The sequence below is a fragment of the Steroidobacter flavus genome, from assembly GCF_042651805.1.
Classification (GTDB): Bacteria; Pseudomonadota; Gammaproteobacteria; order Steroidobacterales; family Steroidobacteraceae; genus Steroidobacter; species Steroidobacter flavus.
In genome coordinates this window covers 3,289,083-3,304,424 of record NZ_JBHSDU010000003.1, presented here as the reverse complement: position 1 = coordinate 3,304,424, position 15,342 = coordinate 3,289,083, and the positions used below count along the sequence as shown (strand labels likewise).

General features: G+C 62.8%; 12 protein-coding genes. 3 read left to right on the top strand and 9 right to left on the bottom strand.

The annotated features are described in order from the left end of the window. Nucleotides 1-25: 25 nt before the first annotated feature. Nucleotides 26-1,312: an MFS transporter gene (locus tag ACFPN2_RS20030; RefSeq protein ID WP_380599702.1), complete on the bottom strand. Its 1,287-nt coding sequence runs from the start codon at nt 1,310-1,312 to the stop codon at nt 26-28. 234 nt (nt 1,313-1,546) lie between these two features. Between ACFPN2_RS20030 and ACFPN2_RS20025 the strand changes: the two genes are divergently transcribed. After that, nucleotides 1,547-3,361, top strand: coding sequence for a vWA domain-containing protein (locus tag ACFPN2_RS20025; RefSeq protein ID WP_380599700.1), 1,815 nt, complete (start codon nt 1,547-1,549; stop codon nt 3,359-3,361). On the opposite strand, the gene ACFPN2_RS20020 is transcribed toward ACFPN2_RS20025, so the two are convergent. From ACFPN2_RS20020 to ACFPN2_RS20005, 4 genes are all read right to left on the bottom strand, one after another. Further along, entirely contained in the window at nt 3,339-4,061 is a 723-nt protein-coding gene (locus ACFPN2_RS20020) for a transglycosylase SLT domain-containing protein (protein ID WP_380599698.1), read from the bottom strand. The genes ACFPN2_RS20025 and ACFPN2_RS20020 overlap by 23 nt on opposite strands. A gap of 121 nt (nt 4,062-4,182) precedes the next feature. Further along, nucleotides 4,183-4,869 carry a hypothetical protein gene (locus ACFPN2_RS20015; RefSeq protein WP_380599696.1) on the bottom strand — a complete coding sequence of 229 codons (687 nt, stop codon included), beginning with the start codon at nt 4,867-4,869 and terminating at the stop codon, nt 4,183-4,185. Then, nucleotides 4,842-5,792 carry an alpha/beta hydrolase family protein gene (locus ACFPN2_RS20010; RefSeq protein WP_380599694.1) on the bottom strand — a complete coding sequence of 317 codons (951 nt, stop codon included), beginning with the start codon at nt 5,790-5,792 and terminating at the stop codon, nt 4,842-4,844. Before ACFPN2_RS20010 ends, ACFPN2_RS20015 begins: the two co-directional genes overlap by 28 nt. Before the next feature lie 34 nt (nt 5,793-5,826). Further along, nucleotides 5,827-7,848, bottom strand: a complete 2,022-nt coding sequence (locus tag ACFPN2_RS20005) for an ATP-binding protein (RefSeq protein WP_380599692.1) — start codon at nt 7,846-7,848, stop codon at nt 5,827-5,829. Nucleotides 7,849-8,057: 209 nt separating this feature from the next. Between ACFPN2_RS20005 and ACFPN2_RS20000 the strand changes: the two genes are divergently transcribed. Beyond that, nucleotides 8,058-10,106 (top strand): prolyl oligopeptidase family serine peptidase, encoded by a 2,049-nt coding sequence (locus ACFPN2_RS20000; RefSeq protein WP_380599690.1) that lies wholly within the window; start codon nt 8,058-8,060, stop codon nt 10,104-10,106. Between the two features lie 76 nt (nt 10,107-10,182). Here ACFPN2_RS20000 and ACFPN2_RS19995 read toward each other — a convergent pair whose 3' ends face one another. The 3 genes from ACFPN2_RS19995 to ACFPN2_RS19985 form a co-directional block, all read right to left on the bottom strand. Further along, nucleotides 10,183-10,449 (bottom strand): GlsB/YeaQ/YmgE family stress response membrane protein, encoded by a 267-nt coding sequence (locus tag ACFPN2_RS19995; protein WP_129776924.1) that lies wholly within the window; start codon nt 10,447-10,449, stop codon nt 10,183-10,185. 81 nt (nt 10,450-10,530) lie between these two features. Further along, a complete protein-coding gene (locus ACFPN2_RS19990) occupies nt 10,531-10,896 on the bottom strand; it encodes a DUF3592 domain-containing protein (RefSeq protein WP_380599688.1) in 366 nt (121 codons plus the stop codon). A 137-nt stretch (nt 10,897-11,033) separates the two neighbouring features. Further along, on the bottom strand, nt 11,034-11,987 hold the full coding sequence (locus ACFPN2_RS19985) for an MBL fold metallo-hydrolase (RefSeq protein ID WP_380599686.1): 954 nt from the start codon (nt 11,985-11,987) through the stop codon (nt 11,034-11,036). 48 nt (nt 11,988-12,035) lie between these two features. Between ACFPN2_RS19985 and ACFPN2_RS19980 the strand changes: the two genes are divergently transcribed. Then, nucleotides 12,036-12,182: a hypothetical protein gene (locus ACFPN2_RS19980; protein ID WP_380599684.1), complete on the top strand. Its 147-nt coding sequence runs from the start codon at nt 12,036-12,038 to the stop codon at nt 12,180-12,182. Here the strand turns inward: ACFPN2_RS19980 and ACFPN2_RS19975 are convergent. Continuing rightward, nucleotides 12,179-15,340, bottom strand: coding sequence for an efflux RND transporter permease subunit (locus ACFPN2_RS19975; RefSeq protein WP_380599682.1), 3,162 nt, complete (start codon nt 15,338-15,340; stop codon nt 12,179-12,181). The two genes, ACFPN2_RS19980 and ACFPN2_RS19975, sit on opposite strands and share 4 nt — an antisense overlap. Between the last annotated feature and the right edge of the window lie 2 nt (nt 15,341-15,342).

The following is a 15,342-nucleotide window of genomic DNA, read 5'->3' as shown; positions in this document are numbered from 1 at the left end:
TTTGCCGAAGACTAAAAAGTGTGGCTCAAGATTGTGGCTGGGGCCGACGGATCAAGAGCAGCGCCAGCAAAGTCAGCGCGCCCGCGGCCGTGAGGTAATAGCCGACATACGCCAGGCCATAGTGCGTGGCGAGCCAGGTGGCCACGTACGGCGCGAGCGAGGCGCCGACGATGCCGGCGAGGTTGAAAGTCAAAGAGGCGCCAGTGTACCGGACCGAGGTCGGAAACAACTCCGAAAGTGCCGTACCCAAAGGCCCGTAGGTCAGGCCCATCAGGCCCAGCCCTAACGCGAGGAATATGACCACACGCAGCGGCGAATCCGAGCTGAACAGCGGCTGGAAAAACAGGCCGAACGCCATGATGCCGAGCGTCGCGGCGATCAGCATGGCGAAGCGGCCGCGGCGGTCGGCGATCACCGCCGAGATCGGAATGGTCAGCGCGAAGAACAGCACGCCGATCATCTGCAGCACCAGGAATTCCTGGCGCGAATAGCCGAGCGCACTGGTGCCCCAGCTCAGCGAGAACACCGTCATCAAATAGAAAATCACAAACGTCGCCGTGGCGGCGAACGTGCCGAGAATCAGCATCATCGGATGCTTGCCGAGCACCGTCAGCATGGGCAGGCGCACGCGCTCGTTGTTGTCGATGGCTTTTTGAAACGCCGGCGTTTCATGCAGCCGCAGCCGGACATACAAGCCGACGAACACCAGCAGCGCGCTGGCGACGAACGGCACGCGCCAGCCCCACACGAAGAATTCGGCATCGGTGAGAAATTCGGTCAGCAGCAGGAACACACCTGTAGAACAAATGAAACCCAACGGAGCCCCGAGCTGCGGGAACATGCCGTACCAGGCCTGCTTGCCCGGCGGCGCATTTTCGGTCGCGAGCAACACCGCCCCGCCCCACTCGCCGCCCAGGCCCAATCCCTGGCCGAGACGACATAAGGCCAGCAGCGCCGGCGCCCACAAGCCGATGGACTCGTAGGTCGGCAGCAGGCCGATGAACACCGTCGACAGGCCCATCGTCAGCAGCGCGGCGACCAGCGTGGCCTTGCGCCCGACGCGATCGCCGAAATGGCCGAACAGCGCCGAGCCCAGCGGCCGCGCGAAAAACGCCAGCGCAAAGGTGGCCAGCGACTGCAGCGTCGCCGAAGCCTGATCGCCCGAGGGGAAGAACAGCTTCGGGAACACCAGCACGGCCGCCGTCGCGTAGATGTAAAAGTCGAAGTACTCGATGGTGGTGCCGATCAAGCTCGCAAACAGCACCCGCCGCGGCGAGTTGCCCGCGCCGCCCGACGCCGACAGTTCAGTCATTAGCTTCCGGGGATCAATTCAGGGGGATTTGGCCGCCAATTCTCGCACGAATACGGGATTCACCGCAGCCTTTGCCCGGCCGTCGCCCTATCGGCCGAGGCAGGTGGCGCCGGCGTGCCCTAAAATGGGCCTTCCCGCGCCCACCTGAAAGGGACCTCCATGCTCGTGCGATCGTTGTCCAGATTCGTTTGGTTATTCCTGATCGGCACTACCCTCGCGTGGGGAGCCCCGGCATTGAAAGGGCCCGCGACCGCGGACATCGGTGCGCCCATTGCCATCACCTTCACCGGTAACACCGATCCCAGAAACTTCATCACCATCGTCCCGAAAGGTGCGCCCGAGGGGCATTACGACGCGTATGAGTACGCCGATGCCGATGGCAAAGTGGAACTACGCGTGCCGCCGACGGCTGGCGATTATGAAATTCGTTTGCTCGGCGCCAGCAGTCCGTATGCGACGTTGACTCGCCAGCCGCTCAAAGCGAACGCAGTGACGGCGACGCTCGACGGTCCGGCAGAAGCGGCGGCCGGCGCGGATATCAAGGTCAAATGGACCGGACCGAACAACGACCGCGACTATGTCGCCATCGGCAATGCCGAGCGCCCGTACATCGTCTATGAATACACGCGCAACGCCAATCCGGTGACTCTGCGCGTGCCGGACGCGAGTGGCGAATACGAGCTGCGTTACATCCTGGGCAATGGCGACAAAGTCATTGGCTCGCGCAAGCTGACCGTCGGCAAAGTCAGTGGCAGCGTGAGCGCGCCCGCCCAAGTGAACGCCGGCGCGACCTTCGCGGTGAAATGGCAAGGCCCGAACAATCCGCAGGACTTCATCACCATCGTGCCGGCCGGCGCGCCGGAACGTGAGTACAAGGGATACGAATACACGAAGGCAGGCAATCCCGTGCAATTGCGCGCCCCCGATGCCGGCGGTCAGTACGAAGTTCGTTATCTCACCGGCCAGACATACTCCACGCTGGCATCAACCAAAATCACGGTCGGCGCGGTAACCGCGTCGCTGCAAGGACCGGCCGAAGCGGTCGCAGGCAGCTTGTTCAATGTGACGTGGAAGGGACCGAACAATCAGTCCGACTACATCACCATCGTTCCGAAAGGCGCGAAGGAAGGCACGAGCGGCAATTATGAATATCCCTCTCGCGGCAATCCCGCGAAGGTGCTCGCGCCATTGCAGGCCGGTGAATATGAGTTGTGGTACGCGACGGGTCAGTCGCACACCACGCTCGCGAAGGCGAACATTCGCATCACGCCGGCGAAGCAAGAGCCCGGCAAGCTCGTCGTCACCGCCGCGAATGCAGTGGCGGCCGGCGGCGGCATTGAAATCATTCTCGACGCGTCCGGCAGCATGCTGCAGAAGATCGGCGGCCAGCGTCGTATCGATATCGCGAAACAAACATTGAGCAAGCTCACCTCGAGCGGCATCCCGGCCGGCACGCCGTTCGCGTTCCGCGTCTTCGGTCGCGAAGTGGATTCATGCCAGACCGACCTGGATATTCCAGTGAGTCCGCTCAACGCCGCAGCGGTCGACACCAAGATCAAAGCATTGGAAGCGAAGAACGGCGCACGCACGCCCATCGGCGCATCGCTGGAGAAAGTGTCGTCGGACCTGGCGTCCATCAAGGGCGAGCGCCTGGTCGTGTTGCTGACCGACGGCGAAGAAACTTGCGGCGGCGACCCTGCCGCCGCCATCGCGGCGCTGACCAAGGCTGGCACGGTGCGAGTCAACATCGTCGGTTTCGCCATCGAAGATCCCAAGCTCGCCGTTACGTTCAGTCACTGGGCGTCGCTCGGCAACGGCAGTTACTTCGATGCCAAGGATGCGGCGGGCTTGAGCAATGCACTGACGCAGTCGATGCGTGCGAGCTTCGAAGTGGTCACGTCGCAAGGCCAGGTCGTTGCGACCGGCGTGACGGGCGGCGATCCGATCGGCGTGATGCCCGGCACCTACTCGGTGCGCATCAAGGGCCAGAACAGTCGGGCTCAGCCGGTGACCATCGAATCGAAGGCTACTGCCACAGTGAAGCTCTAGGCTGTTGCGCGAGCCCGGCGAAGACTTTCTTCATCCGGTTCACGCGATCGATGTAGCCCTGCACGGAATGATCGCCGCAGTGCTGGCCGGGGCGCGGACGGAAGCCGCGCCTCGCGAACGCGGATCCCGCGCCGGCACCGCAGACGTGAATCACGGCGGCGAGATCCTGCTTTTGTTTGAGCGTCGCCGAGCGGATGTCGTTCTTATAAAGAATCAGGCCGATGCGGCGATCCAGATACGCCGACGTCATCTCGACCGCATGCGACGGGATGATGCGCAGATACAAACTGTTGAACCAGCATGACTTGAAGTCGTTCCACGGCCCGTCGTCCACAACCTTGTGATCGTGCACGCACAGCCGGCTGGTCTCCTCGAAGGTGCCATCGGTGATTTGATACATCCCGACCGCGCTCGAGGCGGGTCGATAGATGTCGAAGGGCTTGTGCGTGAACGACCAGCGCCAGTAAGTACGCACGATCGGATTGCCCGAGCCTTCGACCTGCGCAAGCGCCGCCAGCAACTCGGGACTGATGGTATCGGTGGAGTGCTTGCGGAAGATGGGCTCGTACGAGGTCCACGTTTCAGTGGGCGATTTGTAGAGCGTGCCGCTGACTGGAAAGAACAGCTCGGTGGGCTTACGCACCACCTGATACACGATGTTGATCGTGAACCAGGTGGACACGGTCAACAACAGCACCATGACCAGCTGCAAGGTCAGCGGCGCTGAACGGAAAATGCGCAGCCACCGCTTGCGGGTGGCTGCGCTCGGAAGAAGCTTCGATAAGCGCCAGCCTCGGCGTTTGCCGGAGCCGCGCGACTTGCTACTGCGCCGACTGCTGATCAGTGGACTCCTCAGCCTTGTCGCTGTCCTTGGACTTGCCCTTCTTTCCTTTCTTCTCGTCGGCCGGCTTGTCATCCTTACCGGTCGGGCCGCCCACAGCCGCGCTGTAGTTCGACTTCAAATAATTGGTCACCAGATCGGCGACGCGAACCAGCATGGCCTTGTCGGTGGCACCGAACGAATAGGCGGCGCCGAACGCGTTGGCGTGCTGATAGAACTCCGGCTCGGCGATCACTTCGCCGGTCGCGGCGTCGCTCATCTTCACCGTCATGAGCACGGCCGTGCCACCGGCGAACGCACCGGCCCACAGACGCGCCTTGGTGCTGATGAACTTCACGTGACGGATGGTCGGCTCGATGCGAAGCACGCGCGGCGGATCGTTCTTCGCCGGCTTGCCGCTGAACTCGTTCAACAACGGCGGCACCCGCTCGTCGAGGTTGGCCTGCAAGCGCTCCTTGGCCTGCTCGTTCGCCGGCTGACCGGCGTACGGATCGCCCATCGCGATCGGCGCGATCTCGAAACGGTCGAACGCATTCAGCGCCGTCGTCGGCGGCGGATTGGTGACTTGCTTGGCTTCGATGTAATCGACCACGCCACCTTCGGCCCACGACTGCACCGGCTGCACCGCCAGCGCCACCATCAACAACGCAATCCGACTGACTCGCATGAAGACCCCGTATATTTGCCAAACCACGTACCGATCGCGCCGCGCATTGCCTCCAAGGTCCCTGGGTTCGTCCAGCCGTGCGCCATTCCCGGCACCAGGAGGAGTTGCAGGCTTTGCGCCGCCTCCGCCTCGTAATAGAGAGGCTGTAATGCCCGATGCAACGTGCTGGCAACCTCGGGCGTCAGCATTGCGTCATCGTTACCGTGAATGATGAGTAATGCCGGCGGCGGGTGACCTTTGACAATGTCCTTCGCGCGACCCGCCGCATCCGAGCGCAGCGCGAGTGTACGCGCCTCGTCGGTCCACGAGTATGACCCTTTAGTGGCACGCTCATACGCCTTGACCGACGCGCTCAAGCCCGTTGACGCATTCAACGTTACGGCCGATGCGATCGGCACATCTCGTTCGGCGAGCGCATATAACACCGCCGCGCCACCGGCCGAGAACCCAAACAGCCCGATGCGCTCGCGGCGCTTCAAACAACCATGTTCCTCGAGCGCGCGAACCACCGCAGACAATTCTTTAGCCGCGCCCAGCACCGCCGGCTCGAACACCAAAGTCGCCAGATCCTGTTGCTGCCGGCGTGCCAACTCCTTCGCACCTCCGGCCGGCGCACGCGAGCCAAACATCGGCAAGCCGAGATAGACCTTCACCGCCGGCACGTCGTCGAGCGGCAACGCCTCCATCAAAGCCTGCTCGCTTGCGGGTGGACCGAAGCCGTGCCAGAGCACGATCGGCGAATGAGTGATCCTGGCGGGGATGCGAACGAGCGCAGGTGTCTCGCCCAAGGTCGTCGCAACGACGGCCGGACGATTCTCATTGGCACGAGTCGATGCGCAGTTGAAGTCGCTGTTACTTTGCGCGCTCGCCGTCAATGCCAATCCCAAGCAGACGCTCGCGAGCGCCGCGCAACCCATCCGCATCGACCTCTCCGATCAGGGGATGCGAGCAGTATAACTATTCTTGTTCGCCTTCGACGGGCTTGGGCGCGGGCGCGTCGGCGAACACCAACCTGAACACGACCCCGCCGCCAGGGCGCGGATCGTTGTTGGCACCGGAGCGAACGCCGGGCGACAGCTCGCGCGACACAAACATCGAAATGCCCGTGCCCGCCCTGCCCGCCGACAGGAAGGGCTCGAACACGCGCTTGGAATCGACCGGGCCGACGGCCGAGCCGCGATCGATCACGTCGAGATAACGACGCTGCGTGGTGGCACTGCGACCGACGCGAATCTCCACCGGATCGTAGGCGTTGGTGGCGCGCCCGTACTTCAGCAGATCGTTACACAGCGTCCACAGCAGCTTGTGCAGATGAGCCGGATCGGCACGCACCGGCACGTTCTCGCGCGGCGCGCTCAGTCGCAAAGTATCGGCGTCGATGTCCTGGGTCTGCCAGAACTCGGTGAGGAACTCCTTGGTCCACGACGCCAGGTCGACCCGTTCCAACCGAATCGACTCCCGTTTCCCGAACTGCAGCGCATTGCCAATGATGATTCGCAGACGCGGATCGTTGTTTGTGAGCATGTTCCCCGGCGGACGCGTCGGTGGCTGCTGACTCGCGGGAGGCTGCTGTCGAGTCGGTTGCTGTGGTCGACGGGGTTGAGCCGCCGTGGCGGCGGGAGCAACAGCGGCCGGCGGCGGTGGCGGCGCCGGCTTGGGTGGATTTTCCCAAGGAGAGACTTCTTGAAGCGCGGCACGGAAGGTGTTTTGTCGCGCGATGTTTTCTCGCAGAGTGTTGGCTCGATACGGTTCCTCCTTGTTCGGCGGCGGCGGACTCTGACGACGCTGACCCTCTCGATACGACGACTCTTCAAACGGATTGCCGCGCGGCTCGCTCGTGCGTAGTGCACTCGCCGGCGACAACGCACCGGCATATTGGCCACTCTCATAAGAGGGCTCACGCAACGCGCCGGCTGCGTATGGACTTTCGAACGCACGCTCGCGCGCAACTTCTCCCCGAGCGCTCTGATTACGAACCGGTGCAGGCGGTGGCGCAGCCGGACGCGGCACCGGCTCACGCGGCGCGGGCACCTGATTCACTTGCACTGTCGCAGGCACCATCGACGCGGGCATCCACGCCGCCATGCGCGACTTGTCTTCGACGAAGATCAGCGCCGGCCCTTGAGTGCTGTTGTCGAGCGAGACGAACTTCAGTTGCAAGCGACGCTCGCCGTCGAAGCCCATCATGGTCGGCGTACTGCGGCCCTCGTCGCAAAAGTAACGGCGCCAGGTATCCAGCAGGTTCGCGAGCCGCGAAGAAACATCGCTCAACGTCTGGCCTTCGGCCACGCTGCCACCCTGGAGCAAGGTCGCGGCGGTATCGCTGATCATCGAGACTTTGTTCTCGCCATCCACGATGAGCACGCCTTCGCGCAAGTGCTCGGAGAGCGTCCGCTGCAATTCGGTGAGCTCGATGTTGGTGGCTTCGCGTTGCCGATTGATCTCCTCGTTCTGACGCATGATTCTCGCCAGCTGCGAGATGCCGAGCGCGATAACGATGGTCAATGCGCCGGAGATCGCCGCGGTCGTGAACTCGTTGGTCGCATCGACGTTGGCGAGCATCGAGATGATGGGCTGAACGAGCATGGCGAGCGCGGCCGCCACCGCAATCGCCATCGCCAGCCGCCGGCGCAGGATGAAACTGGCCGCGCCGATGGACAGCACCACCAGCGCCGCGATGCCGCCGTTCACACCGCCGCTGGCATAGGTGAGCAGCGACAGCACCAGCACGTCGGCGAATACACCGGTCCATGTCTGCAGCACGATATCCGGCGAGCGCCGCCGGATGCTGCTGACCGAGATCACTGCATACAGGAAATAGGCAGTCGCCGCGCCAGCGAACAGCGCGGGATCCAGTTGCCCGAAGGTCTCGGGCATGATCGAGACGAATAAAACCGCGAGCGATGACGAGGCGAGCAGCCGCAGCCCATTGACGAAGCCGAGCACACGCCACGACAGCTCGGCCGTCGATACAGGCACAAAAGTCTCCGGGCTCGATGCCACCGCGCCCTTTCCTCCCATTGCAATAGCGGGAGTTCGACGACTGGCAAACTCCGGTTTCATTAAAGCGCGGGATCGGGCAGCCCGCCACAGTCGCAATAATGCCGGGATGTTCCATTCAGACTGGACGCTCACGCTCAGGGACGTTAGCGTACCGGCCCGTTTTTCCAGCACCTACAGAGGGATGTATGCAATTGAGGCTGCTCGTTGCGCTCCTGGTCACCGCCACGCCGCTCACGACCGTGCTCGCGGATCCGCCGGACGCGCCCAATAAAATCTTCCAGGGAAGCGACCTGTTCGGGCTGCAGTTCGCCAGCGATCCACAAATCCGTCCAGACGGTCGGGCGGTCGCCTACGCGCGGCATTCGTTCGACATCATGACCGATCGGGGTCGCACTTCGATCTGGCTGGCCGACACCGAGAGCGGCACGCAGACGCCGGTGGTCGCAGGCGCCGGCTCGCATAATTCGCCGCGCTGGTCGCCCAAGGGCGATCGCCTGGCCTATGTGTCCACGGCCGAAGATGGCCGGCCTCAGTTGTTCGTGCGTTGGATGCAAACCGGCCAGACGGCCAAGCTCGCCGAGCTGCTGGACGCGCCGGATGCGCTGACCTGGTCGCCCGACGGCAAGTGGATTGCATTCACCATGTTCGCGCCGGACGAAAAGAAACCGCTGGGCGAAGCGCCGCCGAAGCCGGAGAACGCGCAATGGGCGCCGCCGCTGGAAGTGATCACCGATATCACCTACCGGGCCGACGGTGCTGGCTATCTCAAGCCCGGTTACACGCACGTCTATGTGGTCGCCGCCGACGGTGGCACGCCTCGTCAACTCACGTTCGGCGCGTTCAACGAGGGCGGCCCGCTCTCCTGGGCGCCGGATGGCAGTTATCTGGTCGTCACCGGCAATCGTAATGAGAACTGGCGTCGCGAGCCGGTGAACACCGAGCTGTACCGTATCGCGCTGGCCGACGGCCAGATCACGCAACTGACCAACCGCCCCGGCCCGGACGAGTCCGCTCGCGTCTCCCCGGACGGCAAGACCATCGCGTATCTCAGCTTCGAAGATAAGTTCATGGGTTACCAGAACGTCGAGCTGTATGTGATGAATGCCGACGGCAGCAATCCGCGCTCGCTGACCGCATCGCTGGATCGATCCATCGATGACGTGCAGTGGGCGCCGAACGGCCGCGATCTCTACGTTCGTTATGACGACAAGGCCGTGACGAAGGTGGCTCGTGTGGCGCTCAATGGCAAACTCACACCGGTGGCTCAAGGCTTGACCGGCGGCGGCCTCGATCGTCCCTACACCGGCGGTGACTTCACCGTCGCGAATGACGGCACGATTGCCTTCACCAGCGGCTCCGGCGCACGGCCGTCGGATATTTCCATTTCCCGCGGCGGTCGGACCAAACAACTCACCGATCTCAACGAAGGCTCGCTGGCCGGCAAGACGCTGGGCCAGGTGCAACACCTGGACGTGAAGTCCTCGTTCGATCAGCGCCCGGTCGATGCCTGGCTGGTGTTACCGCCGAACTTCGATCGCAACAAGAAATATCCCCTGATTCTCGAAATCCACGGCGGACCGTTCTCCGCGTACGGCCCGGTGTTCTCGACGGACAATCAGCTGTATGCCGCGGCGGGCTACGTCGTGCTGTACACCAATCCGCGTGGCTCAACGTCGTACGGCGACGAGTTCGCGAATCTGATTCATCACAAGTATCCGGGGAACGATTACGACGATTTGATCAGCTGCGTCGACGCCGCGATCGCGCAGGGCTTCGTCGACCCCAATAACTTGTTCGTCACGGGCGGCTCGGGCGGCGGTGTGTTGACGGCGTGGATCGTCGGCAAGACCAACCGTTTCAAAGCGGCGGCTTCGCAGAAGCCGGTGATCAACTGGACCAGCCTGGTGCTTACGACTGACGGCAGTGCGTTCATGACCAAGTACTGGTTCGGCAAGACGCCTTGGGAAGATCCGCAGGGTTACTGGGCGCGCTCGCCGCTGTCGCTGGTCGGCTCGGTGAAGACGCCGACGCTGGTGGTCGTGGGCGACCAGGATTTCCGGACACCGCTCAGCGACTCTGAGCAGTACTACCAGGCGCTGCAACTGGCGGGCGTGCCAACGGGATTGGTGAAGGTGCCCGGCGCATCGCATGGCGGCTTCACCGCCCGGCCGTCGCAGTCGGCAGCGAAGGCCAGCGCCATCCTGGCGTGGTTCGAGCGTTATCGCGGCAAGTAACCGCACCCGTTCTGCGTAGATAAAAAAAAGGGCCGGACACCGTCCGGCCCTTTTTCATTCCAACGTCAGCTGCGTTTCAGCGCACGCTGCCTCGACGGAACAGATTGACGATCGCGAGCAGGATCACCGCACCCAGCAACGACACCAGGAAGGTGGCGAGCGAGATGCCTTCGTTGATCGTGCCAACCCCGACCATCGGCGAAATGATGAAGCCCGCCAGCAACGCGCCGACGATGCCGACGATCACGTTCAACAGAATGCCCTGCTGGGCATCGGTGCGCATGATGATGCTGGCCAGCCAGCCACACACGCCACCGACGATCAACCAAACGAGAATACCCATAGTCCCTCCTCCGGGGCGTCGTAACCACTATCGACGACGAAATGAGGGGGCGGGACGGTTGGTTCCGTGTTGGTTGGCGTTTTAGTCGGTAAAACGGGACACCAGGCGGGCAATCACCGCCTGCTTGGGCTGGTCGGGCAAATAACGCACGGCCACTGTCGTGCCCACCGCCGGCAGCGACGCCCGCATTTCGTCGGCCGGGCGCCGGTCGATATGGCAACCGCGCACGGTGTCCGCGCCGTTCGGCTCGAACTCGAAGTAGATGCGGGCGAAGGCACCCCGCAGCTTGGGGCGCCAGATGTGCAGGATGCGGCCATGGGCGACCTGGCCTCGTTTCAAGATTTCCTGCTGCTCTTTGACGGCACGGGAAACGGTCAGCGACGACAAAATCGCGGCGACCATGGCGCCTGAGATGAAGGCGAGAATGGGCATCAATTCTGCGGACATGTTCGATCTCGAGGGGAAGGGGCGTGCGCAGGATGCGTGAGCCGCATTGCGACGTTCAGTGCAATACATCACGAAACCAAGGCGTTTGCTTTTAGGCGAATCCTGAATTGCCGCCGACGAAAGTCTTTTCCTACAAATTAATGTTTGCTGAGCCAGGCGCCCAGGCCTTGGGCGTTCAATTCCAGGTCGGCGGCGAGCATGTCGCGTAGGAAAGATTCCGGCAGGGTCGAGCCCGAGCGCCGTAGCTCGGCAATGTAGATTTCGGCGAACGCGCGCTTCAGCTGTTCGTGACGATTCGGCACCAGCGCCAGCGCGCGGGCCGCAACAACCATTTCATCCACCTGAGATAGGAATTGCACTGACAACTGTTCTGGATGGGCCACGGCGCCGAAGTGCGTCAGGTACATCAGCGCCGGTCGCTCCGCCAGTAACCGCCCGACCGATTCGTGCAGAGCCTCCTGGTCGAACTGCACCGGTGCAGTCGCTGGCACAATGTAGGGACCGTTCGGCGTGTGCAGCTCGGGATAAACGATGCCGAAGGTGTCGCCCGTGAACCAGCCGCGAGTCGCTTCGTCCCAGATACAGTGGTGATGTCGGGCGTGACCGGGCGTGTCCATGAACCGCAGCGGCCGCTTGCCCACATTCACGACCATGCCTTCAGCGGAAGTCATGACTCTGTCTTCAGGCACCGGCACCAACTCGCCGTAATCGCGATTGGCCACTTCGACGCCATACACCGCGCGCACACCTTCCATCAGTGCCGTCGGATCGACCAGGTGACGCGCGCCGCGCGGATGAATCAACATTTTCGCGTTGGGCAGCTCGCTCATCAGCAGCCCTACTCCGCCGGCATGATCCAGATGCACGTGCGTCGGAATGACGTAATCGACAGCGCTGCGCTCGAGCCCGATCGATTCCAGCGCGGCCAGCAATCTCGGCACTGCGTTGTTGGGGCCGGTGTCGATATAAGCGGCGCGGCCATTATCGACGATCAAAAAAGCGGCATCGAAACGCGGCCGGACGAAACCGGTGTCGATGACATAGAGGCCGTCACTCTGACGCTGGCAGAACTCGGCGGTCGGCGTGCTCATGCGCGCATGATAGCTGCGGACCGCTCGCAGTTCCTCGCCAATATCGCTATGGTTTTCGCCAACAACGCGACCACGGTCTACCACCGCTCCATCGAACGTTACGAAGAATTGATCGCGAAGGCGCAGGACGCCAAGACGGCACGCGAGACGTTTCTGCAAGCCGCGACGCTGCTGGTGCAATGTTCGAAGGCTTAATGCGCGGCGGGTGAGCGGTCGCCCTGCTGCTCGCTCGGCGGCGTGTGCTCGCCGAGCATCTTGTCGAGAATGCGGCTGACGTGCTCGGGCGACTTGGTCCGGCGCGCAAACACCGAATACACCGCCGGCACCGCGAACAGCGTCAGGAACACTGAAACGATCGTGCCGTAGAACACCACGATGCCGATGGGAATGCGCTGCTCGGAGCCGGCGCCCGTCGCGAACAACAACGGCAACGCGCCGAACGCCGTACACAAGCTGGTCATCAATACCGGTCGCAAGCGCGTCTCGGCGGCCTTCACGACGGCCTCCATGAACTCCACGCCCTGGTCGCGAAGCTGATTGGCGAACTCGACGATCAGCACGCCGTTCTTGGCGGCGATACCGATGAGCATGATCACCGCGATCTGACTGAAGATATTGATGGTCGCGCCATACAGCTTCAGCCCGAACACCGCGCCCAACAACGCCAGCGGCACCGTGACCATGATGATGGCCGGATGCACGAAGCTTTCGAACTGCGCCGCGAGCACGAGGAACACAATGGCCAGCGCGAAGAAGAACGTGAGATACATCTGCTGCCCGGCGCGCATGTATTCACCGGACTCGCCGTCCCACATCACCGTCGCTTCCGGCAACTCGCGCGCCGCGGTCTCCTGGAACCATTGAATGGCTTCGCCCATGGTGTAGCCCGGCGCGAGATCGGCACGAACTTCCACCGAACGCAGACGATTGAAACGCGGCAACTGCACCGCGCCCGCCGTCTCTTCGAGATGCACAACGTTGGAGAGCGGAATCAACGCGTCGCCACGAGTCGAGCGCACCCGAATGTTGGTGAGATCGGTGATGGTCTCGCGTGCTTCGTCGGCCGCTTGCAGAATGACGTTGTATTCACGACCGCGATCCACATACGTCGTCACGATGCGCGAGCCCAGCACGGTCTCCAGCGTCCGACCGACCGTCTCCAGCGACACACCCAATTCCGCTGCACGACTCCGATCCACTGAGACGCGGATCTGTGGCTTGCGCTCTTTGTAACTGGCGTCGAGGTTGCGCAGGCCCGGATTCTGCCGCGCCATATCCATCATGTGGTTCGACCACTTCGCCAACGTTTCATAGTCGGGTCCGCCGAGCACCGCTTCGAACGGACGCCCCGAGCCGCGTCGACCCAGGCTGCCCTGCTGATTCGCCATAGCACGCACGCCAGGCATGGCCTTCTGCGCTTCTTTGACGACCGCTTCGGCGATTTGCGCTGCCGAGCGCTGACGATCGTGCCAGTCGACCAACATCATTGCGACACGCGCGGAGTTCACGTCGCCGGTGCGAGCCGGACCGCCACCCTGACCGCCAGGCACACGCAACAGCACGTGAGCGATATCGCCATGCGCCTGCTGCTCTTTGAGCGCGATGGCTTCGAGCTTCAGACCGTATTGATACATGTGATCGAAGCTCGTGCCTTCCGGTGCTTCGATGGTCACGCTGACGCGCCCCACGTCGGCGGTTGGCGTGAACTCCGACGGCACAGAGCGGAATGTCAGCGCTCCGAGCACGACCAGCGCGCCGACCATGCCCATCACCAGCCAGGGCCGACGAATCAACGAGCGCAAGCGCTTGTCATAGACCTCGGCCAGCCTGCGGAAGAAACGATCCACCATCTGCGCGAACCGGTTCCGATGCATCTCGGACTCGGGCAGCTTCGAGGCGAGCATCGGCGTCAGCGTCAACGCAACCAGTGCCGAGAACAGCACCGAAGCCGCGAGCGTAAATCCGAACTCGCTGAACAACCGTCCGATGTCGCCGGGCAGGAAGGAAATAGGAATGAACACGGCCGCGAGCGTCAGCGTCGTCGCGATGACCGCGAAGCCGATCTCGCGACTGCCGGTCACCGAAGCAACCAACGGCGGCTCACCCATTTCCGTGCGTCGATGCACGTTCTCGAGCACAACAATGGCGTCGTCCACCACCAAGCCGATGGCCAGCACCAAGCCCAGCAGTGTCAGCACGTTCACCGAATAGCCCATCGCATACATCACCGTGAACGATGCGACGATGGACACAGGAATGGTCACCGCCGGAATCAACGTCGCTCGCAAGCTGCCGAGGAACGCATAGATCACGGCGAGCACGGAGATCAGCGCGAACACGACTGCAATGATCACTTCACGCAGCGCCGCTTCGATGGCGATGCCGTTGTCGACACCGACCTGCAGCTTCGAGCCGCGAGGCAGCGTCTCCTGCAGCTTGTCGATTTCCGCGCGCACCCCGCGCACGATGTCCAGCGTGTTCGCTTTCGACTGCGCTTCCACGCCCATCGACACGCCCGCCTGACCGTCGAAGCGAGCGGTCGAGCGATCGTTCTCAGATGCCAGCTGCACGTTGGCCACTTCGCCCAGGCGGATGAGGTGACCGTCGGATCCGCGCGAGATCACAAGGTCGCGAAAGTCTTGTTCGCTCTGCAATCCGACCAGCGTGCGCAAGGTGAACTCGCGCGTCTTCGACTCGATACGACCCGCCGGCAATTCGACGTTCTCACGACGGAGTGCGTCTTCGATATCGGTCACCGTCAGCCCACGGGCGGCCAGCGCCTGACGATCCAGCCAGATTCGCATCGAATAACGACCGCCACCGTTGATGGAAACGCGCGCCACGCCCGGCACCGTCGACAGCCGATCGATCAGATTGCGCTCGGCATAGTCGTTGAGCTCGAGCACCGACAGGTTTTCCGAGCTGAGCAGGATGTACATGATCGGATCGGCGCTGGCGTCGGCCTTCAACACTTCCGGCGGATCGGCCTCTTCCGGCAAGTTGCCCAGCACGCGCGCCACGCGATCGCGCACGTCGTTGGTCGCGCCGTCGATGTCACGATCGACGTCGAACTCGATGCGCACCGACGAGCGCTCGTCCTCGCTGTCGGATTCGATTTTGAGAATGCCCTCGATGCCGGCAATCGAGTCCTCGATGACTTGGGTGATCTTGGTTTCGATGACGGCGGAGGAGGCGCCCGTGTAGGTCGTGGTGATCGAGACCACCGGGCGATCGATGTCCGGATATTCACGCACCGCCAGGCGCTGCAGCGACACCAGACCGAAAATGATCAGCAGCAGACTGATGACGGTCGCGAAGACCGGACGGCGCACCGACAGCTCGGACAGCTTCATGA